Raw genomic sequence first — 22,387 nt, 5'->3', positions numbered from 1 at the left:
AAGACGTCAAGTCTGAAATAAATAAGGCTGCTGACTTTGTTGGGTCGGTGGTCAGATCGTGTTGATGGCATCGTCCGGGTTGTACAAAAGGCCGGACATAAAAGATGAACATCAGCAATGAGAACGATCAAGTGTCTTAAGGGCATTTGGTGGATGCCTTGGTATGCACAGGCGATGAAGGACGTGATACGCTGCGAAAAGCCGTGGGGAGCTGCGAATAAGCTTTGATCCATGGATATCCGAATGGGGAAACCCACCTTAGATATCTAGAAAATTTAAGGTGTTCTTCGTTGAACATCTTATCTTTCTAGATATCGCTATAAGGTATCTTAATCTGAATACATAGGGTTAAGAAGCGAACGCGGGGAACTGAAACATCTAAGTACCCGTAGGAAAGGACATCAATCGAGACTCCGCAAGTAGTGGCGAGCGAACGCGGATCAGGCCAGTGGCAATGAGGAATAAAGCAGAACAGGTTGGGAAGCCTGGCACTATGGGTGATAGCCCCGTATGCGTAGAACACTCATTGTCCTTGAGTAGGGCGGGACACGTGAAATCCTGTTCGAACATGGGGCGACCACGCTCCAAGCCTAAGTACTCGTGCATAACCGATAGCGAACCAGTACCGTGAGGGAAAGGTGAAAAGCACCCCGACAAGGGGAGTGAAAGAGAACCTGAAACCGGATGCCTACAAACAGTCGGAGCCCGCAAGGGTGACGGCGTACCTTTTGTATAATGGGTCAACGACTTAGTGTATCTAGCAAGCTTAAGCCGATAGGTGTAGGCGCAGCGAAAGCGAGTCTTAATAGGGCGATTTAGTTAGATGCATTAGACCCGAAACCGAGTGATCTAGCCATGAGCAGGTTGAAGGTTGGGTAACACCAACTGGAGGACCGAACCCGCATCTGTTGCAATAGATTGGGATGACTTGTGGCTAGGGGTGAAAGGCCAATCAAACTCGGAGATAGCTGGTTCTCCGCGAAATCTATTTAGGTAGAGCGTCGAGCGAATACCCTCGGGGGTAGAGCACTGGATGGGCTATGGGGACTCACCGTCTTACTGATCCTAACCAAACTGCGAATACCGGGGAGTACTACTCGGCAGACACACGGCGGGTGCTAACGTCCGTCGTGAAAAGGGCAACAACCCTGACCTCCAGCTAAGGTCCCCAAGTCATGGCTAAGTGGGAAAGGATGTGAGGATCCCAAAACAACCAGGATGTTGGCTTAGAAGCAGCCATCATTTAAAGAAAGCGTAACAGCTCACTGGTCTAAATAAGGGTCTTTGCGCCGAAAATGTACCGGGGCTCAAGCCATGCACCGAAGCTGAGGATGTGGATTTATCCACGTGGTAGCGGAGCGTTCCGTAGGCCGATGAAGGAAGACCCGTGAGGGCTTCTGGAGGTATCGGAAGTGCGAATGTTGACATGAGTAACGATAAAGGGAGTGAGAGACTCCCTCGCCGAAAGACCAAGGGTTCCTGCTTAAAGTTAATCTGAGCAGGGTTAGCCGGCCCCTAAGACGAGGCGGAAACGCGTAGTCGATGGGAACCACGTTAATATTCGTGGGCCAGGTGGTAGTGACGGATTGCGTAAATCGTGAGGACTTATTGGATTGTCCTTGCGGTGAAGCGGTTCCAGGAAATAGCTCCACCATGAGACCGTACCCGAAACCGACACAGGTGGTCAGGTAGAGTATACCAAGGCGCTTGAGAGAACTGCGTTGAAGGAACTCGGCAAATTGCACGCGTAACTTCGGAAGAAGCGTGACCCTTTTATACGCAAGTATATGAGGGTGGCACAGACCAGGGGGTAGCGACTGTTTATCAAAAACACAGGGCTCTGCGAAGTCTTTAAGACGACGTATAGGGTCTGACGCCTGCCCGGTGCTGGAAGGTTAAAAGGAGATGTGCAAGCATTGAATTGAAGCCCCAGTAAACGGCGGCCGTAACTATAACGGTCCTAAGGTAGCGAAATTCCTTGTCGGGTAAGTTCCGACCTGCACGAATGGCGTAACGACTTCCCCGCTGTCTCCAACGCAGACTCAGTGAAATTGAATTCCCCGTGAAGATGCGGGGTTCCTGCGGTCAGACGGAAAGACCCCGTGCACCTTTACTATAGCTTTACACTGGCATTTACCAAGACATGTGTAGGATAGGTGGTAGGCTTTGAAGCAGGGACGCCAGTTCTTGTGGAGCCATCCTTGAAATACCACCCTTATCTTCGTGGATGTCTAACCGCGATCCGTTATCCGGATCCGGGACAGTGTATGGTGGGTAGTTTGACTGGGGCGGTCGCCTCCTAAAGAGTAACGGAGGCGCGCGATGGTGGGCTCAGACCGGTCGGAAATCGGTCGTCGAGTGCAATGGCATAAGCCCGCCTGACTGCGAGACTGACAAGTCGAGCAGAGACGAAAGTCGGTCATAGTGATCCGGTGGTCCCGCGTGGAAGGGCCATCGCTCAACGGATAAAAGGTACGCCGGGGATAACAGGCTGATGACCCCCAAGAGTCCATATCGACGGGGTTGTTTGGCACCTCGATGTCGGCTCATCGCATCCTGGGGCTGGAGCAGGTCCCAAGGGTTTGGCTGTTCGCCAATTAAAGCGGTACGTGAGCTGGGTTCAGAACGTCGTGAGACAGTTCGGTCCCTATCTGCCGTGGGTGTAGGAATATTGACAGGATCTGTCCCTAGTACGAGAGGACCGGGATGGACGTATCTCTGGTGGACCTGTTGTGGCGCCAGCCGCATAGCAGGGTAGCTATATACGGAATGGATAACCGCTGAAGGCATCTAAGCGGGAAACCAACCTGAAAACGAGTGTTCCCTATCAGAGCCGTTGTAGACGACAACGTTGATAGGCCGGGTGTGGAAGCGCAGTAATGTGTGAAGCTTACCGGTACTAATCGCTCGATTGGCTTGATCGTTCTCATTGTTCATGTTCATCGGCTTCGCCGATGAACACGATCTTTTGTCCTCACGCTGTCGTGGCCTTCGGCCACTACGCTGCGGACGGCGCGCTGCGCGACGCAGGCAAGCTGCTGAGGGTAATCCCTCGACAGTCTTCGCCAATGTGCGTTACTGAAGCGACAACACAACAACAGACCTCACGACCTTGTATCCTTGCTCCTGCATCGCAGGGGAAGGTCGAAGCCAAAGGCTTCGCAAGGCCGACCGGCCGCCGGCGCTCATGCGCCGCCCCGTCCGGAGCGAAGCGGCGCAAGCCGCGTCAGCGTGAGGACATCAAAAAAGTCCAGCTTCTCGAAAACATGCTGCATTTGGCCGACCTGGTGGTTATGGCGGGGTCCTTAACACCCGTTCCCATTCCGAACACGGCCGTGAAATACCCCAGCGCCAATGGTACTTTGTCTTAAGACACGGGAGAGTAGGTCGCTGCCAGGTCTGCCAAATGCAGCAAAATATCTTCTCTTAACGGCGACTGCCGATATCAAGCCGCCGTAAAGGCGGCTTTCGTCGTTCTAAAACATCAATAACCCGGGCTGGAGCAGCCCCCGTCGACCCGCAGGAAGCAAAGCTTCCGAGGACCGACAAAACAAAATTCCGGGCGAGGCCAAGGACCATCCGTCTCAACCCTCAATCCCGGAAGCTCAGAAATAACGCGGGGTGGAGCAGCCCGGTAGCTCGTCAGGCTCATAACCTGAAGGCCGCAGGTTCAAATCCTGCCCCCGCAACCAACACTGTTTTATCAATCATATCAAAGGCTTCGCTCTCAACCGGCGAGGCCTTTTTTGCTATTCTGCCCCGAAACACCCGTCGCAAGATGTAGGAGGTGACCTGAGCCCCGACTTCCCTCCATTTTTCCGGAGAGTCTTGGGTTTTTATGCTCTGCGCCCATTTATTGGACCGCCGGCTGTTAGATTTTTCCGGCTCTGATCACGATGGCGGGCTGGCAGCGCCACCGGGATTGTGCAACGCGATCGGGACGTTGTATCCGATCGCCGAATGAGGACGATCCTCATTATAGTGCTTACGCCAATCCTCCAACTTTTCGCGCGCATCCGCAAGGGTCATGAACCAGTTTGCGTTCAGACATTCTGCACGCAGCTTGCTGTTGAAAGCTTCGATGAAGCCGTTGTCGGTCGGTTTGCCAGGCCGCGAGAAGTCCAGCGTGACCTTGTTCACATAGGCCCACAGATCGAGGTCACGGGAGATAAATTCGCTGCCATTGTCGACCCGTATCGTCTTCGGATAACCGCCTTTCCTGCAAATCCGTTCCAGCGTTTGCACCACATCCTCACCGCGATAGGTAAAGCGCGGGTCGGTGGCCGGGCTGAAGCGGGAATGGATATCCACAATGGTCAGGATTCGCAGCTTCTTGCCTGCCGCGAGCTGATCATGAACAAAGTCCATCGCCCAGATATCGTTCGGCCCTACGGCCTCCTGGCGATCCTCGCGCAGCTTTACCTTCACCCGGCGTTTCGGGTGCTTGTTCCTGAGCTGCAGCCCTAACGCCTTGTAAATCCTGCGGGTCTTCTTGATATTGACCATCCAGCCTTCTCGTCGAAGGAGTACGTGAACACGCCGATAGCCAAACCGGACGCGTGTCTCGCATATCTCCTTGATCCGTCTTTCAAGAGCGGCCTGACCGATGCGGCGGGATTTGTAATGGTAGGTCGAGGTGTCGAACGTCAGAACCTTGCAGGCTCGCCTGATCGACACCCCCCAGTCCACCAGCATCCCATCCACAAGCTTGCGCGTTCGGGCAGGTCTCAGAGCTTTCGGCGGATGACATCCTGAAGCATCTCGCGGTCCAGCGTCAGGTCCGCCACGATCCGCTTCAGTTTCGCATTCTCATCTTCCAAAGCTTTCAGCCGGCGCATCTCGTCAGGCAGAAGACCTGCGTATTTTTTCTTCCAGTTGAAGTAGGTCGCCTGGCTGATCCCGGCCTTGCGGCAAATCTCCGCCACAGGCACACCGTCATCCCCCTGCTTCAGAATAAACACCTTCTGGACGTCCGAAAACTTCGATGCCTTCATCTCTTCCACTCCTTCTCCCAGCCAGGAAAATACCGCGGAATACTCCAACAGCAAACGATCCAGTTTTCAGGGCGCAGAGCAGGTGTTCCCATCGTCGCAAGGCCAATGAAGCCCGTCGGTTGCTGTTGCCTCATGAGCGCGTTTCCCTCTTGCGTGAACGCAGCTCAATGTCAGCCCTCTGTTCAGAAAGAACGAAATTTATTGAAATGCGGATCGAGAAAATCGGGTAGGTTTATCATCCGCACAATGGCTGCCTGCCCCTTGTTCCGGGGTGAGAGAACCAGGCAGGGATGTTTCCGGCCGGTTCTTCCTTCCGGCTTTTATTTCAAGATGCGCGTTTTCGAAAGGCAAGCCTTGATCGTCGAATGGACGTCGCGAAACCTCCCCACTATCGGTTTGGTTGGGGCAGCGGTTTTCAGCGCTTCGGAGTTACGGAACGCAGGTGACGGCTGTGTTTACGCTGGGCTGGGACAGCGGCCTTATGTGAGGACGCGGACGGGCGATCCGGCGGCGAAGGCCTCGATTGCCTCCACGACCTGACGCCAGACTTCCTGTCTTGCCGCATTCGAGGCCCAGGCGATGTGGGGGGTGATGATGACGTCGTCTCTTGCGGCGACGGCGAGAAGCGGGTTGTCATCGCCTGGCGGCTCGCGCGTCAGGACGTCGATCCCCGCGCCCGCGACCAAACCGTTTTCGAGCGCATGAACGAGCGCATCCTCGTTGATCAGGCCACCGCGCCCGCAATTGATGATGATCGGCCGCTTCATCCGCGCGAATTCCGGCTTTGCGATCAGGTCGTGCGTCTTGCTGTTAAGTGGCGCGTGCATGCTCAGCACATCGGCCGTCTCGATCGCCTCGTCGAAGGGAATATAGGGCTTTTCCAGCTCTGCCGTTTCGCCCTTGCGCCCGGCAAACACCACATCCATGCCGAAGCTTGCGCCGATGCGTCCGACGGCCTTGCCGATTGCGCCGCCGCCGAAGATTGCCAGTCTCGCGTCCCTGAGCGCCCTGATATCGTGCGAGAAATAGCAGAACTGGCCGGACTCCTGCCATTTTCCGGCAATCACGCCCTGGCGGTAGCCGGTGAGGTTCTTCGACAGCGCGAGGATCAGCGCGAAGACGTGTTCGGGCACGGTGTCGATCGCATAGTCGCGGACATTCGAAACGGTGATGCCGCGTGCCCGGCAGGCGTGGATGTCGATATTGTCATAGCCGGTTGCCGCAACGGCGATGAATTTCAGGTCCGGCAGGCTTTGCAGCGCGTCCGCGCCGATCCGGGCCTTGTTGACGACAGCGATTTCGGCGCCGGCCAAACGGTCGACAAGCGCCTCCGGCGCGGTTTTGTCGTAGGATGTCCAGCGGTGCGGCAGGGAAGGGCGGAACAGGTCCACGGACGGCCCCATGGTTTCCTGTTCCAGAAAGACGATTTCGGGCGTGCCGGTGGGCTTTTTCATGCCTGCCGCCGCACGGGATCGCCCAGAACATGCATCAGGCGGTTCGCCCAGCCGAAGAGGGCGGCCGAAAGCACGAGATCGACGATCTCGATCTCGGAAAGCCCCGCCGCGCGCAAGGCGTCAAGCTGAGCCGCATCGGCCTTCGGGGGGCAGGCGGAGAGAGCGGCGGCGAAATCGAAGATCGCCCGGTTGCGCGGCGACAGTTCAGCATCGGGGCCGGCCATGAGAAGCTGATCGGTCACCTCGGTCGACTTTTCCAGCTGGGCATGGCGCGTGGCATGCACAGCGGCGCAATAGATGCATCCGTTCACCACGGAAGCGCTGATCGCGCCAAGCTCGCGCTCCGCCCGGCTGAGGCCATCCTTGCCATACATGATGGCGTTGAAAAGCGGCGAGCGGACCTTCAGCGTCTCAACGTCATGGGCCAGCGTCAGCACATAGGGGGAAATCCCGGCATTCGACGGCGTGATCTGCAGCGCTTCGCGCTGGGCCTCGGTCGCCGTCTCGATATCGACAGGCACCACGCGCGGCTGCCAGTCGGGAATGGTGCGGGTGAATTTCTTGACGATAGCGCTCATGCGTTGTCCCCCTTCAACAGCCGCAGTCCGGCAATGACGCGAACCTGATAGGATATGAAGGCGTTGAGCTCGGCCAGGCGAACGATATCGGCATCGCCGACGCCGGCATCCTTCAGCGTCGCGATGTCTTCCGTCGCGGCGCTTTTCGTCCGGGCGGCGGCCATGTCCATGAAGGCGATCACGGCAGCGTAGTCCGTGGCGGCGCCGTCATTGGCGAGATCGGCAAGCGAAGCCAGGGAACCGGCATCCGCCCGGTAGTGCGCGCCCAGCGCGGTTTCGCCATTGAGGAAGGCAATCCGCGCTGCCAGAGCTGCGCGCAGTTCATAGGACCAGGCGCCGTTTTCGGCCGGACGCAGCACCGCTTCTTCTGCGGCCTGGGTCATGTCGAAAATGCTGCTGCGGCGGGCAATCGCATCGGCAAGCCCGGTTCCGGCCGGCGCATCGATGAACGACAATGCCGTCGTACTCTGTTTCATCGTCATCTCATCCTTCCTCATGCACCGCCGCCAGTTCGCTCGGCGTCCATTCGCTGCCGTCGAGCTCGGGGGTGCAGTAATCCTGTATACACTGCCAGTGATGGTCGACGTCCTCCCCGTAAAGGGTGGCAGCAAGCGCCTTCGTCAGCCAGGCCGCGCCATCGGATATGCCCGGAATATCGCCGCTGACCTTGCCGAGGCTCGCTGTTGCGCCGTAATTGAAGCAGTAGATATTGCCGATCCAGGGCGCGCTGCCCGCCGACTTTTCGCGGAAGGTGAAATCGGAGTTGAGATAGGGGAAGGCCCCGAGGTCGATGGATTGTTCATCTGCCGGCGGCTGGTAGACATCCCTCCACAGCAGGATCTTGTCGGCATCGGTTCCGAACTCCGCGCGCGCCAGCGGATCAACGGTAAAGCCCGTGCCGAGAATGACGAAATCCGCGTCATAGGACGAACGATCGGCGAACCGGATCGTCAGCCCGTCATCGCTTTCCCCGATGGTGTCGACCGCCTTGCCAAAATGGAAGAACGCATTGGGGTGGCGGCTGACGCGGAGCGTCGAGCCGTGCGGCGGCGGGGTCTGGCAGGAGAATGCGTATTGCAGGAAGCGCCAGCGCCAGGCGTCCGGCAGCGCCGCGAAGCCGGCGGTAAAGCCGGGGCTGCCGACGCCGGTCATCTTGTTGATCGTCGGCATCTTCGCCCGGCGAACGAAGTGGCGCACCTCGGCCGCGCCGTGTTCCAGCGCTTCGGCGGCATTGTCCACGGCCGAGGCGCCGGCCCCGATGACCGCAACCTTCTTGCCCTTGAGGGCTTCAAAGTCGATCTCGTCGGCGCTATGGGCCCAGCGCTGGCGCGAAAGGCCTGCAACAAAGCCAGGTATATTGGGTTCGCCAGTGCCGTCGCGGCCGGTGGCGAAGATCAGCTTGCGGACCAGGATGGAGCCGTTCTCCTTGCCCGAAAGATGCAGTCTCAGCAGATCGCCTTCCGGCTCGACGCGGTCAAGCGAAATACCGTTCTCGACCGGAACCTCAAGCACCTTCCGGTACCAGCGGAGATAGTCCATCCACATCGGCCGCGGGATCTTGTCGAGCCGTTCCCATTTCTCCGCGCCGAACTGCGCGCGATACCATGCCTGGAAGGTGAGGGGGCCGTGACCGAAGGCGGGGCCCGGCAGTTCCTTGGGAGAGCGGAGCGTTTCCATGCGCGCATAGTTCAGCCAGGGGCCCTCAAGTCCCTCCGGGCTTCGATCCACGACGCGGACATTGGTGATCCCGGCGCCCCGAAGCGCGAACCAGGCCAGCATGCCGCACATGCCGCCGCCGACGATCACCACATCGGTGACGCCGGGGCGCTGCGGGATCCAGGTCTTGCCCGGATAGCACAGGAAGCGGAGATCTTCTTTCACGCGGGCTTCCAGCGCTTCCAGTCCGCTGCCATCTGCGGGAGAGTGATCATTTGACATGTGGTGAGTTCCTGAACGAAGTGTTGAATATTGCTGGTTGCGTGCCGGCCCTCTCGCCGGAGCAGCAGTTTATGGAAACGCCGCCGCGGCCGGCTCCCGATATTTGAACTGGGCGGTCTCGGCGTTGCCGTGGTAGGTTCGGGCCAGTTCCGTCGCCGTTCCGGCCAGTTCATCCACCGCCCTGACGATGGCCTCGGCCTTGGCATCGTCGAGCAGCGCGGAAAGGTTGAGGCGAACCCAGCCGGGCTTTTCGAGTTCGTCGCCAAGAGCGATTGCCTCCATGATCGCCGATGATTTCGCTTCATCGATGTCGAGCAACCGGTGGGCATAAGGGCCGGCACAGGCGCAGCCGCCGCGCGCCTGAATGCCGTAGACATCGCTGAGCAGCCGCGTGAACAGCTGATGATGGACATAGCCGCCTTCACCATCGCGGATACGGAACGAAAAGATCGGCAGCGAGGGCGCGCTTGCGATGCCCAGAAGTTCGAGCCGCTCGTTATGCGTCCAGACATCGAGCGCCATTTTCCGCAGTTCCTGATGGCGCTGGTCCAGCCAATCCTGGCCGAGCGCCTCCTTGACCAGCATGGCGAGCGCCGTGCGGATATCGCCGATGACGTTGGGCGTGCCGCCTTCCTCCCGCGTCGAAAGCCGACCGGAATAGACATGCCCCCACGGCGATACGAAGGAAACCGTTCCGCCGCCGGGAATGCTGGGCGTCGCGCGCCGGGCAATCGCGTTCTTCATGATGAGGACGCCGGATGCGCCCGGTCCGCCGGGAAATTTGTGCGGCGAGAAAACGATCGCGTCTTTCTCCGCATCCGTGCCGGGCTTCATGTCCATCGCCACATAAGGCGCGGCCGCGCCGTAATCCCAGATCGATATCGCGCCATGGCGGCGCAGCAGACGGGTAACGGTGTCCACATCGGTCAGAATGCCGGTCACGTTCGAGGCGGCACAGAAGGCGCCGACCAGGATATCCGCCGGTTGCGAAGCCGAAAGTGCGGCTTCAAGCTGCCCGAGATCGGGGCCGCCGTCGGGGCCTTCGGCGATCTCGATGATTTCGGCGCCGCTTTCCCGCCAGGGCAGGATGTTGGAATGATGCTCGTAAGGCCCGATCAGGACGACCGCGCGCTTGCCGGCGGCAACGCTTTCGGCAATGTCCAGAAGCTTTGCCAGACGGTTGATCCCGGCGGTCGAGCCAGAGCCGGAAAAGATCACGCTAGTCTCATCATCCGCGCCGACAATGCGCGCGATCTCGCCTCGCGCCGCCTCGCGCAGCCGGGTCATGTAGGAGCCGCAGAACGATGCCTGGGTGTGGGTGTTCGCATAATAGGGCAGCACCTGATCGCGAATAAAATCCTCGACAAGGGCGAGCGCGCGCCCGGAGGCGACGTAATCCGCATAGATCAGCGTCTTTCTGCCGAAGGGGCCGTCAATTGCCGCGTTGTCGCCGATCAGGGAGGCCTGAATGCGCGCGCGGGCGTCGGCGCCTCCCAGTGACTGTATGAATGTCTCGATTGGAGACATGCTTTTTCTCCCGTCTCAGAAATGGTCTAATCAATAAACTAACGAATTTACGCGCAAAAATATTACGCATTTTTTGTTGATATTTGTAAAGATTGTGTCATACGATATCAATATGAGCGAAAAATGGGACAGACTGGATCTCCGGATCCTGCGCGAACTTCAGCATGATTCCTCGCAGTCGCAGCGCGCCGTCGCCGACAGGGTGGGATTGTCGCAGAATGCCTGCTGGCGCCGGCTCAAGGCGCTTGAGGAATCCGGAATCATCCGCAACCACACCGTGGTCATCGACCGCTCCAAGCTGGGCTTCGGCCTGGTCGTCTTCTCCATGGTCAAAACGCGCCATCATTCCTCCGAATGGCTGGACAAGTTCCGCCGTCATGTCTCCAACATCCCGGAAGTCATAGATTTTTTCCGCATCGGCGGAGATTACGACTACCTGCTGAAAATCGTCGTCCGCGACATGTCCGGTTATGATGAGGTCTACAAGCGGCTGATCAAGGATATCGAGCTCGATACCGTCACCTCCTATTTCGCGATGGAGGCGATCGAGGAGCAGCGCCCGCTTCCCATCGGCTAGGCTTCGCCAGCCCCATTCATATTTCATCGCCACCTACAACACTCCCAATCCGCCGAAGCCGGCAGACCGGGATGTCATGCGTCGCTCGTCAAACCGAAGCCATCCAGTTGACACATATTGCCTAGGTTTCCGCACTTGACGCGCATCGTCAGGCTTGCAGAAGACCGCCTTCGGACTTCGTCAGGAACTCGCATCCCTCATCCGTGACCAGCACCGTGTCGGAGATCTGGGTGGCGACTTCGCCGGGAATTCGGATATTCGGCTCGATGGCCAGTATCATGCCGGGGGCAAGCGGTATGTTGGTCGCCGCGTCGATGGACGGCCATTCATGCGCGCCAAGCCCCATGGAATGGCCGATACGACCTGGAATATAGCTGCCATAGCCGCGCGTTTCGAGGCCGGTCTTGGCGGCGTTGAAAAGGTCGGAATAGAGTGTGCCCGGCCGGATCATGTCGAAGACTTCCGAACGGATTTCGAGGATGGCTTCCAGCGCCCGGCGCTTCTCCTGCGAGACGTCGCCGATCATCACGGTCCGTTCGTTCTCCGTATGGATGCCGTCGAGCACGCTCCATAGCAGGATCGCCGCGGTCTCGCCCTTTTGCGGCGTCTTGGTGGTCGGGTTGTCGCAGTTTAAAAACATGCGGTCTCCCGAAAGCACCCAGGCGAACATGCCGTTCTGGATGCCGTGTTCGAGATTGCCGAAATCGGCGACCTCCTTGTCCGGGTATCGGTCCGCCCAGCAGTGGCTCATCGCGGCCATGGAGGCGAGTGAGATTTCGCGCTCGTTTCCGCCCTTTCTGAGCGCCAGAATGGCCGCGTCCATGCCGATATCGGCGATTTCGCCGGCGGCGCGGGCGTTTTCGATCTCGTCTTCGTCCTTCACCGAGCGGCATTGCATGATGGCATCGGATGCATCGGCAAACTCCGCGCCTGCAAGCTCCGCCTCGATCTCGCGGAAGCGGGCAACGGAGATGAAGTCGAGATCGAGGCCGATCCGGCCCTTTTCGATGCCGCGTTCGGCAAGGATGGTCTTTAGCGCTGCGCGCCAGCTCGGCCCCATGGTCTTCTTGGTCGACCAAGCGCCATAAAGCCGGATGTCGGCGATAAAGCTGGCTTCGCGGGCATGATCGTCGCGCAGGGCGTGCACGAGCAGGGCGTCCGATCCCTCTGGCGTGAGGATGGCCACCACCGGATGGCTGTAGATGATCGGGTTGAACCCGCTCATGTAGAAACTGTTCTGCGGCTTGAAGGCGACAATCGCATCGAAGCCCTCGCGGGCCATCGCTGCGCGCAACCGCCGAACGCGTCCCGGCGTTTCTTTCGGCATTGGAGATCCTGTGTCGTTATGCGTTGGGGAGGGGCCGGAACTGGCCGCGCCATCATGGAGATGACGGCACGCCTGTCATGGGAAGGCGGGCTGTTCAAAGCCCGCCTTCAGCGTTTTCAGTCCTTCCAGTACCAGGTCTGGGGGTTTGCCTGCGTCGGCGTGGCAAGGTCCCACCAGTTCAGCATCTCTTCGGGGACGTTTCCGAGGTCGTTCTTGACGATGCCGTAGGTCGGCATGGCCTTGGCGATGCCGAAGACCTCGAATTCCTCGGCCGCGATATCCGCCGCCTCTCTGGCGATCGCCAGCCGCTCTTCGGGATCGGTTGCGCCGCGCGCTTCGTCATAAAGGCGGAAACGCTCCTTCACGCTTTCCGGCGGCTCCATGCCTTCCGCACCATCGCTCAGATACCAGTCGCGCCAGCCGATTGCCCAGCGGGCATCGTGATTGACGGGAATGATCTGGTGCGGATCGCTGCCGGGGATCCAGGCTGCGCCGCCGACCCAGACCGCAGCGTCATGTTCGTTGCTGTTGGAGGTGCGTTCATAGAAATAGGTGCGCTCCACCGGGTTGACGGACATGTCTACGCCGATTTCGGCCCATTGCTGACGAACCAGTTCGAGCATATCGACCCAGTCGGCGCGGTAGGTCGGGATGGCATCGATCTGGAAGGCCAGCGGCTTGCCGCTTGGCAGTAGCCGGATACCGTCGGGGCCGCGCTCGAGGCCAAGCCCGTCAAGCAGGGCATTGGCGCGTTCCGGGTCATACTCGATGTACTGCGTGGCGAGTTTCTCGTTGTAATAGGGGTTCTCCGGCTCGAACGGTCCCTGCTGCCAGGGATCGCCCTCGCCGAGCAGCACCGTATCGATGATCTGCTGACGATTGATGCCGAGCGAAAGGGCGATCCGGAAATCCTTCTCGTTGAAGACTTCGCGCAGTTCCGGATCCTTGCTGGTCAGGTTGAGGTCGATCATCATCTGGTTGAAACCGCTGACGATGGCGGCGAACATCCGATAATCGCCCTGTTCCCGGTTCTGGGCCAGCACCGGCCGGTTCGCCGGGGTGTCGAGATGACGTAGCCCGAAGTCGATCTTGCCGGCGATCGCCGCGAGAATCAGGCTTTCGACATCCTGCGAGACCGAGGCGGTGAGCCTGTCGATATAGGGAAGCTGGTTACCCTCGGTATCGACCTGCCAGAAATACGGGTTCCGCTCCAGAACCACGCGCGTCGCGCCGCCCGTATAGGGCTCCTTGATGACCCAGGTATCAAGTGTGGGACGGTCCGGGTTGGCCCAGCGGGTCGCGACTTCGGTGTCACCGCAGTTCTGCAGGAAGAGTGTCTGCCAGTCGGGCGCGCCGGCTTCCTCTATGAGCTGATCGACATTTTCATTGTAGTCCGGGTGAAACTGCGAGCAGTAATGCTTTGAATAGAGCACGGGATGCTGTCCGGTTGGCGCAGCGAGTACGGCCAGAAAGTCGCCGTTCGGCTCATCGAAGCTGAAGCGAACCGTATCCTCGTCCACCACCTCGAATGCCACGGGGTCTCCGTTGAGCGTGTAGCGGGTCTGGACCGGCGCGAACGCCTCGTTCAGCATCAGATCCTCGACATTGAACGCGACGTCTTCGACGGTGAAGGGCTCGCCATCCGACCAGCGCACGCCGCGGCGCAGGTCAAAGGTGAAATCCCGGCCGCCATTGCTGACCTCGTAGCTGCTGGCCAGATTCGGGATGATCTCGGTGTAGGTCGGGTCCCAGCGCACCAGTCCCTGATGGCCGACCATGCGCAGGATGTGATTCTGGTCGGAACTGCCGCGAAGGCCGAAACGCAATTCGCCGCCATAGGTTCCTATGCTGTCAATCGGTTCGATGACGAGAGGGTCTTCTCCGACCCGTTCTTCCACGGGCGGCAGTTCGCCTGCTTCCACGCGTTCGGCCAGTTCCGGCGCCTGCGAATAGCTCATCTGCGCCTGGAGGGCGCCGGCCGGGAATGAAAGCGCCGTTGTCGCCAGAGCGATATGCAACAGCCTGCCGCGCCGAAGAGCAGGCAGATATGATCTTGATAACGTCCCCATGATTTCCCTTTCTTGTCATTCTTTCCAGTCGCTGCGCCAGCTCCGCCCGCGACTGCCGGCCCGCTCCGGTTTCCGCAGATGGGACTCGTCTTCGTCCGCCTCGCGCGGACAGATCTGTACCGCGGCCGCAGGGAGCACATCTAAAGCATTGACCATGAAATTGTAATTAATTGTTACTCAGAAGTCTTCACTTATTTTTACCTCGGCAGCGTTGATTTTCTATCGCCTGACCACATGGCCGCCTCTACGGCGATTTTTTTTGAATTCGGCGAAAATCGACGATCCCCTTGAGAAATGGCTGATTTAGCGTACGTTCTGGAGGGTCGGCTGCTTGCTGATGGAAGCGTCTACCGGCGAGCTGCCATCCAGCCAAACGCCGGATAAGTTGCCGCGACGAACGCCGTGTCAAGAGTCGCGGTGTTTATTGTTGTTATTTTCTGTAATACAGAGCTTATCATCCGTGCGCCGGAACACCGGTTGCGCGCGACAGCCAGCTCCCGTTGTCATCATCTCAACTGAAGGAACAGCTTCCATGGGAAAAGTCATCCCGGCTCACGATCGTCTCCTGTCGGAGATCGCCCGCAGGGAATGGCAGTTCCGACGGCGTCATTTCGTACGCGAACTCGGCGCCTATGTGCCGCTGCGGCCGGAATTGCCCCGCGTCTGCGCCGAGGTCCAGCGCGAGAAGCTGGCCTTCTGGCAGGGTATTCTTGAAGAGCTGGACGCGCTGGATGAGGCGCAGCTTTCCGAGGTGGCACGGGAAGACCGGTTCGTTCTCCGACAGCAGGTCGAGACATTCGTGGCGCAGCAGCATTTCCGCGAATATGAGCGTCCGTTCAACGCCTTCACCACCTTCTGGGGCGATGTCGCGGCGGTCATTCGGGAGGAGCGTTTCGACAGCGAGGACAAATACCGCACGGCGCTTGCGATGATGGCCGATGTGCCGCGTTATTTCGAGGAAATGATGGAGGTCATGAAAGACGGTCTCGCGCGCGGCTTCTCCCAGCCGGCGCGGATCGTGCCGCAATGCCTGAAATCGCTGGAATCCTTCGTGCGCCAGTCGCCCGCCGAAACCGATTACTACAAGCCCTTCAAGGCGCTGCCGCCGCAGATGCCGGCCGCGACCCGGGAAGCGCTGCGTGAGGCCGCGCTCGATACCATTCGCGAGGCCGTTCTGCCGGCCCATGAAGCGCTTCTTGCCTTCATGAGGTCGACCTATCTGCCGGCGGCGACGGACGTGATCGCCGCATGCGATCTTCCCGGCGGGCGCGCCTATTACGAGAGCAGGCTGCGCGAGTTCACGACGCTCGAGACGACGCCGGAGGCCGTCTTCGAGGCTGGTCTGGCGGAAGTCGAGCTGTGCCAGTCGAAGATGACCGAGGCGATGCGCGAAACGGGCTTTTCCGGCGATATTGCCGCCTTCGTCAAGCATCTGGAAACCGCGCCGGAATTCTACGCCCGAACGCCTGAGGAATTGCTGATGCGGGCGTCCTGGATCGCGCGGCGGATCGAGGGCAAGCTGCACCTGTTTTTCGGGGTCCTTCCCCGGGGCCGTTACGCGATCGAGCCGGTTCCGGATGATATCGCGCCGAATTTTCCGGCCGGCACGGGCGCGCCCGGCCTGTTTCTGCTCAACACCTACGACTTGCCGTCACGGCCGCTCTATCTTCTGCCCGATCTCACCCTTCACGAGGCCGTTCCCGGACATTGCTTCCAGACCGCGCTGGCGGCGGAAAATCCCGACCGGCCGGACTTTCGCGCCAAGACCTACAGCATTGCCTATGGCAATGCCTGGGCGCTCTACTGCGAAAAGACGCTCGGCATCGAGATGGGCGTCTATGAGACGCCCTATGAGCTTTTCGGCATGTGGAGTTCTCTGGCGCTGCGCGCCGTGCGCATGGTCGTCGATGTCGGCATCCATGCGAAGGGCTGGTCCTACGAGCGGGCGCTGGATTATCTGATCGACAATACCGGCCTGCACCCGCGCGCCATGGAGGCGGAATTGCGCCGCTATATCAGCTGGCCGGGTCAGGCGCTCGGCTATTATCTTTGCATGATGGCGATCGAGCGGGCGCGTGCCAGAGCCGAAAACGCGCTCAAGTCGGATTTCGACATCCGCGCATTTCACGACCGCATCATGGGGCTCGGGCCTGTGCCGATGTCGCTGGTTGAAGACAGCATCGACGCGATGATCGCCGAGAAGCTGAGCGCTCAGCGCCAGCCGGCCGCCACGCGCTGACGGCGTTGTGGTTCAGGGCCAGCGACGTCGGCGAACCTGGCCGTCATGGTCGATCACGCAGTAACGTCCGCCCTGGAAGTAGTCGTTGATCTCCGGAAATGCGGTTACCGCCAGTCGGCTTGGCCCCGGTGCAGCGTCTGTCTCCGCATCCTGCTGCGGGCAATAGCCCAGGGCCTGCGCATTTGAATTGTCCCACCATGTCTGATCGCTCTTCGAGACTCCGAACACCGTCGTGCAATCGATATCGGGGTGTTCGAGACCGATGCGGACGAGTTCCGCGAAATCGCGATATCCAAGCCAGGTCACCCGCGAGCGCTCGTCGAAAATGCCGGCAGTGGCGTTGCCGATCCGGATGCTGAGGGTCTGGATGCCATAGCGCTCGAAATAGAGGCCGGCCTGAAGCTCGCTCCAGCATTTGCCAAGGCCGTAGAAGGTGTCTGGTCGCATGGCGTCCTGCGGGGAGATCCTGGCGGAGCGTGGATAAAAGCCAACGGTGTGGTTGGACGAACCGAAGACGATGCGATTGACGCCGGTCTGCCGCGCCGCTTCGTAGATGTTGTGGGTGCCCATCACGTTGACGCGGAATATCTCGTCGATCGACCGCTCATTGGGATAGCCGGCGAGATGGACGACGCTATCGGCCCCGTCCAGAGCCTGCCGAACCGCTTCCGGATCGCAGATATCGACCCGATGCCAGCTTTCGTTTTCCGCAAGGTCGTCCGGCTCGACGATATCGACGACGCGGATTGCTTTAAGCATTCCGGCAAGATGCTTGCGGCTGGCGCGGCCGATCTTTCCGGCGCCGCCTGTTATCACCACGGTCTGCGCGCTGACAGGCTTCACCGGCTCGGCACCGGCCTCTCGGGCGGCCTCGCTTTCTCTATGGGGCATGCTATGTCCTTGAATTGTCCAGGCGGCTGTTTGAAGAATTGCGGCCGTCGATCTCAGGTCCTGAACCGATGAACGGGAACGCCGGGCACATCGACGCGAAGGCTGAAGACCAGGCCGCAATTGGGGTTTTGGCTTTCGGGCCGCCGCAGGCTGGTGAAGAAGAGCGTCTTCATGTCGCTGCCGCCGAAACAGGGCATTGTCGGAGCATCAGGTGGGACCGGGATGGACTTGAGAAGTTCGCCCTCGGGGCTGAAGCAGTTGAGACGACCGGCGGAAACGCCGGCGCTCCAGTAGCGGCCTTCCTGATCCGTTGCCGCCCCGTCCGGCCTGCCATCCTCTTCCTCAAGATCGGCGATGCGGGTGCGTTCGCTGATTGCGCCCGTTTGCGGGTCCAGCCGCCAGCGGTCGATCCAGCGCTGCCTGGAGTCGGAGTGAAACAGCATCCTTCCGTCCGCGGAGAACGCCAGTCCGTTGGAGGTGCTGAGGTCCCGGATCTTGCGTTCGGCTCTTCCCTCCGCGGTGACGCGCCAGAGCGCCGCCGTCGGCTTGTCCCGGTGCATACTGCCCACCCAGAATGCGCCATCCGGCCCAACCTTGCCGTCATTGAGGCGGTTTTTGGCAGGGCGCGCATATTCTCCGGGTTCGGGTTCGACAAGGCAGTCGAGCTTTCCCGTATCGGGCGCGAAGAGATAAACGCCGGAGGCCATGGCAACCACCAGCCGGTCGTCATCCGTCAGGCCGAACGATCCGACCGGCTCCGGCAAGTCCCAGAATGTCTCCGCGCCCCCATCCTCGCCCTTGGCATGAATGCGCCCTTTGGGAATATCGACCCAGAGCAGGCGTTTGCGGGCATCGTCCCAGACGGGGCTTTCGCCCACCCGGCACGGCGTCATCGAGAACACATCCGCCGATATTGTCGTCATTTTCAGTCTCACACTTTTTTGCGCAGCGCCAACATGGCGCCGGGCCCAAAACATATTTACGGCAAAGCCGCCCGCTCAGACACGTTTCGAATAGACATCGCGGCTGGTAAGCTGGTTCAGCATCGGCTCGCCCGCCCGGTAGCGCCGGATGTTTTCCAGCAGGATTTCGATGACCCGCCGTGCCCTGTCCGGCAGGGCAGGGGTCATGTGCGGGGTGATCAGCACGTTGGGCGCATCCCAGATCGGCGCATCCGGGGGCAGGGGCTCCCGGTCGAACACGTCAAGCCCCGCGCCCGCGATCGCCCCGGAGCGCAACGCCGCAGTCAGCGCCTCCTCGTCGATCACCGGTCCGCGCGCCATGTTGATGATGAACGCAGAAGGGCGCATCAGCGCGAACTCGCGGGCGGAAAACAGATGATGGGTTTCGTCATTGAGCTGCGTGGCAAGCATGATCACGTCCGCGTCCTCGATCAGCGTGTCGAGGCTGCCGCCGGCATCGGCGCAGATGAGCCTGTCGACATTCGGCGGCGTGTCGGCGCGCGCGCTGCGGGTATAGGCGATGACATTCATCTGGAACGCCTTGCCGAGCGCCGCCATTGCCGCACCGGTATGGCCTAGCCCGACAATGCCGAGCGTCTTTCCGGCAAGACCAAGTCTTTCGTCATAGCCGGGGATGCCCCGCCAGATATGCGCCGCCTGACATTCGATCAGCCGTCTGGCGTCGAATGTCAGCGCGAGCGCGAAGTAGAAGGCATGCTGGGCAAGCGCTTCGGCCGAACGGCCCGCCGACCCGGTGACCACGATCCCCTTTTCGAACACACCCGGCATGGCGGATTTCGTCAGCCCGGAATGGCCGCAATGGACCCATTTCAGCTTCGGGCCGGCAAGAAACCGCTCGTCTATGTCGGATTGCACGACGGCGACATCGACGGTTTCGAGTGCTTTTCTGATCGTCGCATCGTCATCGGGGGTTGCAAAGATGATCCTTGTCGGGGCCAGAACCGCCTCGACCTCGCGGCGCGCGTCTTCCGGCAGCGCGAGCGTGAAAAGCACCTCTTCGATGCGGACCTCGGGTGGTGTGTCGATCACTTTGAGCCGGTCTCCTCTTTGCCTGCACGCATGGCGCAGGCTATTCCTCCCGACAGGCATCGGACGCCTGCCATGGTTGAGAATCAAACTACAATTATTTACCAATTTAAACAACATGCCTCTACATGGTTCCGGGTTCCGCCATTATTGCGGCGTGCGCAGTCCTCGCAAGCGTGGCCCGGAACGCGGCGGCAGGGGCTGACAGGGAAGGGCCAGCCGTCTGAAACCTGAGAAGATTTAGACATCTGGGCGCTTCGCTCCGCGGTGATGGCAGGCCGTGGGCCCCGTTCCCCGCCAGGTCTCTGCTCCCGCGCGTAGAAAGACTTATGCCGCCTTACGTTTATTGACATCCCGACCGGCCGCGCCTAACCCTGCCTGCCATTCTTTTGCAGCCAGGACGGAGGGGCCCATCATGCGACAGAAAAGCAGCGACGATGATCGTCAGGAAAAACACGCCCGGCCGCGCCCGGCCGAGCAGGAGGCGCTCGATTTTCATGCGCGCGGGCGTCCGGGCAAGCTGGAAATCACGCCCTCGAAGCCGATGGCGACCCAGCGCGATCTTTCGCTTGCCTATTCGCCGGGCGTGGCCGTGCCGGTCCGGGCAATCGCGGAAGATCCGGATCGCGCCTTCGACTACACCACGCGGGGCAACATGGTCGCCGTCATTTCCAACGGGACCGCGATCCTGGGTCTTGGCAATCTCGGCGCGCTTGCCTCCAAGCCGGTGATGGAAGGCAAGGCGGCGCTGTTCAAGTGTTTTGCCGACATCGATTCCATCGATCTTGAGGTCGACACCACCGATATCGATGTCTTCGTCAACTGTGTCAGGTTGCTCGGCCCCTCCTTCGGCGGCATCAATCTTGAGGATATCAAGGCGCCGGATTGCTTCATCATCGAACAGCGCCTGCGCGAGGCGATGGACATTCCGGTTTTCCACGACGACCAGCACGGCACGGCCATCATCGCCGCGGCGGGACTGATCAACGCGCTGCACCTGACCGGCCGCGACCTCGCGTCGACCAGGATCGTGTGCAACGGCGCGGGGGCGGCCGCGATTGCCTGTATCGAGCTGCTGAAGGCCATGGGAACGCCTCATGACAACATCATCCTCTGCGACAGCAAGGGCGTTGTCCATGAGGGGCGCAATGACGGCATGAACCAGTGGAAATCGGCCCATGCCGTCAGTACCGACCGACGCTCGCTGGCAGACGCCGTCGACGGTGCCGATGTTTTCCTCGGCCTTTCCGTCAAAGGCGCGCTGACGCAGGACATGGTCGCCACCATGGCGCCGAATCCGGTCATTTTCGCAATGGCCAATCCCGATCCGGAAATTGCGCCGGAGGATGTCGCCGCCATTCGCTCGGATGCGATCATGGCGACGGGCCGGTCGGATTATCCCAACCAGGTCAACAATGTTCTGGGCTTTCCTTACATCTTCAGGGGCGCGCTCGATGTGCGCGCAACCGAAATCAACGAGGCGATGAAGGTGGCCGCCGCACGGGCGCTTGCCGCACTCGCGCGTGAGGATGTGCCTGACGATGTCGCCGCAGCCTATGCCGGCAACCGGCCGAAATTCGGGCCCGGTTACATCATCCCGGTTCCCTTCGATCCGCGCCTGATCTCCGCCATCCCGGTGGCCGTCGCGCGGGCGGCGATGGAATCGGGCGTTGCGCGGCGCGAAATCACCGATTTCGAGGACTATGAGCGCGTGCTGTCGGCCCGGCGCGATCCGATCGCCTCGACCATGCAGCGCGTCTATGAGCGGGTTCGCCGCCAGCCGAAGCGCATTGTCTTTACCGAGGGTGAAGAGGAGCAGATGATCCGCGCCGCGATCTCCTTCGTGAACCAGAAGCTTGGCACCGCCATCCTGCTTGGTCGCGAGGATCTGGTGCGCAAGGCTGCCCAACAGGCCGGCGCCGATATCGAGCGCCCCGGCATCGAGTTGATCAACGCCTCGCTTTCCCACCGCAACGCCGATTATACCGCGCATCTCTACAAGAGGCTGCAGCGCGACGGCTTTCTGTTCCGCGATTGCCAGCGGCTTATCAACAATGACCGCAACCACTTCGCCGCCACCATGGTGGCGCTCGGCGATGCCGACGGCATGGTGACCGGGGTGACGCGCAACTATTCCACCGCGCTCTCCGATGTGCGGCGCGTGATCGACGCCCGTCCCGGGCACCGCGTGATCGGCCTTTCGCTGGCGCTTTGCCATGGCCGCACCGTGCTGGTGGCCGATACGGCCGTTCACGACACCCCGAACGCCGCCGAGCTTGCAGATATCGCCGAGGAGGCCGCCTCCATGGCCCGCCATATGGGTTACGAGCCGCGCATCGCCATGCTTGCCTACTCAACCTTCGGCCACCCGCGCGGCGAGCGCGCGAGCCAGGTGCGCGATGCTGTGCGTATTCTCGACGAGCGCGGCGTCGATTTCGAGTATGACGGCGAGATGGCGGCCGATGTGGCGCTAAACGCCGAACGCATGCGGCAATATCCGTTCTGCCGGCTTTCGGGTCCGGCCAATGTGCTCGTCATGCCGGCCTTCCACTCCGCCTCGATCGCAACCAAGATGCTGCAGGAACTGGGCGGCTCGACGGTCATCGGTCCGCTTCTGGTGGGGCTCGACAAGCCGGTGCAGATCGTCTCGCTCGGCGCGCGCGATGCCGACATCGTCAACATGGCGGCCATGGCGGCCTATAGTGCGACGGTGCAGACTGACGACGAGACCTAATCCGCCGAGGCAACCGAGAGACACGCATATGGCCGCCGCCCCCCGGAAAG

Annotated in this window: 14 protein-coding genes, 1 tRNA gene and 2 rRNA genes; 6 read left to right on the top strand and 11 right to left on the bottom strand. The window is 60.4% G+C overall.

Annotation, left to right across the window (positions count from 1 at the left end):
• Positions 1–125: 125 nt before the first annotated feature.
• From Mame_RS02905 to Mame_RS02895, 3 genes are all read left to right on the top strand, one after another.
• A 23S ribosomal RNA gene (locus Mame_RS02905) occupies positions 126–2,924 on the top strand.
• A 359-nt stretch (positions 2,925–3,283) separates the two neighbouring features.
• Positions 3,284–3,399: ribosomal RNA gene (gene rrf, locus Mame_RS02900) — 5S ribosomal RNA — on the top strand.
• Positions 3,400–3,615: 216 nt separating this feature from the next.
• A tRNA-Met gene (locus tag Mame_RS02895) sits at positions 3,616–3,692 on the top strand.
• A 199-nt stretch (positions 3,693–3,891) separates the two neighbouring features.
• Here the strand turns inward: Mame_RS02895 and Mame_RS02890 are convergent.
• The 6 genes from Mame_RS02890 to Mame_RS02865 all read right to left on the bottom strand — a co-directional run bounded on the left by Mame_RS02890 (position 3,892) and on the right by Mame_RS02865 (position 10,491).
• A protein-coding gene (locus Mame_RS02890; RefSeq protein WP_155122184.1) for an IS3 family transposase occupies positions 3,892–4,994 on the bottom strand; the annotation gives its coding sequence in 2 pieces (ribosomal slippage) (positions 3,892–4,733 and positions 4,733–4,994; 1,104 coding nt in all).
• Between the two features lie 479 nt (positions 4,995–5,473).
• On the bottom strand, positions 5,474–6,448 hold the full coding sequence (locus Mame_RS02885) for a D-2-hydroxyacid dehydrogenase (RefSeq protein WP_018066226.1): 975 nt from the start codon (positions 6,446–6,448) through the stop codon (positions 5,474–5,476).
• Entirely contained in the window at positions 6,445–7,026 is a 582-nt protein-coding gene (locus tag Mame_RS02880) for a peroxidase-related enzyme (RefSeq protein WP_018066227.1), read from the bottom strand. Before Mame_RS02880 ends, Mame_RS02885 begins: the two co-directional genes overlap by 4 nt.
• Positions 7,023–7,502 (bottom strand): hypothetical protein, encoded by a 480-nt coding sequence (locus tag Mame_RS02875; protein WP_085986573.1) that lies wholly within the window; start codon positions 7,500–7,502, stop codon positions 7,023–7,025. Before Mame_RS02875 ends, Mame_RS02880 begins: the two co-directional genes overlap by 4 nt.
• 7 nt (positions 7,503–7,509) lie before the next feature.
• On the bottom strand, positions 7,510–8,964 hold the full coding sequence (locus Mame_RS02870) for an NAD(P)-binding domain-containing protein (protein WP_018066229.1): 1,455 nt from the start codon (positions 8,962–8,964) through the stop codon (positions 7,510–7,512).
• 69 nt (positions 8,965–9,033) lie between these two features.
• Positions 9,034–10,491, bottom strand: coding sequence for an aminotransferase class V-fold PLP-dependent enzyme (locus Mame_RS02865; protein ID WP_018066230.1), 1,458 nt, complete (start codon positions 10,489–10,491; stop codon positions 9,034–9,036).
• 112 nt (positions 10,492–10,603) lie between these two features.
• On the opposite strand from Mame_RS02865, the gene Mame_RS02860 reads away from it, so the two are divergent.
• Positions 10,604–11,068 (top strand): Lrp/AsnC family transcriptional regulator, encoded by a 465-nt coding sequence (locus Mame_RS02860; RefSeq protein WP_026173718.1) that lies wholly within the window; start codon positions 10,604–10,606, stop codon positions 11,066–11,068.
• A gap of 148 nt (positions 11,069–11,216) precedes the next feature.
• Here Mame_RS02860 and Mame_RS02855 read toward each other — a convergent pair whose 3' ends face one another.
• Together Mame_RS02855 and Mame_RS02850 are read right to left on the bottom strand one after the other, a co-directional pair.
• On the bottom strand, positions 11,217–12,395 hold the full coding sequence (locus Mame_RS02855; RefSeq protein ID WP_026173719.1) for a M24 family metallopeptidase: 1,179 nt from the start codon (positions 12,393–12,395) through the stop codon (positions 11,217–11,219).
• Positions 12,396–12,511: 116 nt separating this feature from the next.
• Positions 12,512–14,413 (bottom strand): ABC transporter substrate-binding protein, encoded by a 1,902-nt coding sequence (locus Mame_RS02850; RefSeq protein WP_018066233.1) that lies wholly within the window; start codon positions 14,411–14,413, stop codon positions 12,512–12,514.
• 583 nt (positions 14,414–14,996) lie between these two features.
• Between Mame_RS02850 and Mame_RS02845 the strand changes: the two genes are divergently transcribed.
• Positions 14,997–16,703: a DUF885 domain-containing protein gene (locus tag Mame_RS02845; RefSeq protein WP_018066234.1), complete on the top strand. Its 1,707-nt coding sequence runs from the start codon at positions 14,997–14,999 to the stop codon at positions 16,701–16,703.
• A gap of 12 nt (positions 16,704–16,715) precedes the next feature.
• Here Mame_RS02845 and Mame_RS02840 read toward each other — a convergent pair whose 3' ends face one another.
• The 3 genes from Mame_RS02840 to Mame_RS02830 form a co-directional block, all read right to left on the bottom strand.
• On the bottom strand, positions 16,716–17,594 hold the full coding sequence (locus Mame_RS02840) for an NAD-dependent epimerase/dehydratase family protein (protein ID WP_018066235.1): 879 nt from the start codon (positions 17,592–17,594) through the stop codon (positions 16,716–16,718).
• Positions 17,595–17,647: 53 nt separating this feature from the next.
• Complete coding sequence (locus Mame_RS02835) at positions 17,648–18,517, bottom strand: SMP-30/gluconolactonase/LRE family protein (RefSeq protein WP_018066236.1); 870 nt, start codon at positions 18,515–18,517, stop codon at positions 17,648–17,650.
• A gap of 75 nt (positions 18,518–18,592) precedes the next feature.
• Entirely contained in the window at positions 18,593–19,606 is a 1,014-nt protein-coding gene (locus Mame_RS02830) for a D-2-hydroxyacid dehydrogenase (protein ID WP_018066237.1), read from the bottom strand.
• A 412-nt stretch (positions 19,607–20,018) separates the two neighbouring features.
• On the opposite strand from Mame_RS02830, the gene Mame_RS02825 reads away from it, so the two are divergent.
• On the top strand, positions 20,019–22,337 hold the full coding sequence (locus tag Mame_RS02825; RefSeq protein WP_018066238.1) for an NADP-dependent malic enzyme: 2,319 nt from the start codon (positions 20,019–20,021) through the stop codon (positions 22,335–22,337).
• Positions 22,338–22,387 lie beyond the last annotated feature (50 nt).

Source organism: Martelella mediterranea DSM 17316, from assembly GCF_002043005.1.
Taxonomy (GTDB): Bacteria; Pseudomonadota; Alphaproteobacteria; order Rhizobiales; family Rhizobiaceae; genus Martelella; species Martelella mediterranea.
The sequence above is the reverse complement of the archived record's forward strand: the minus strand, read 5'-3'. Positions and strand labels throughout refer to the sequence as shown.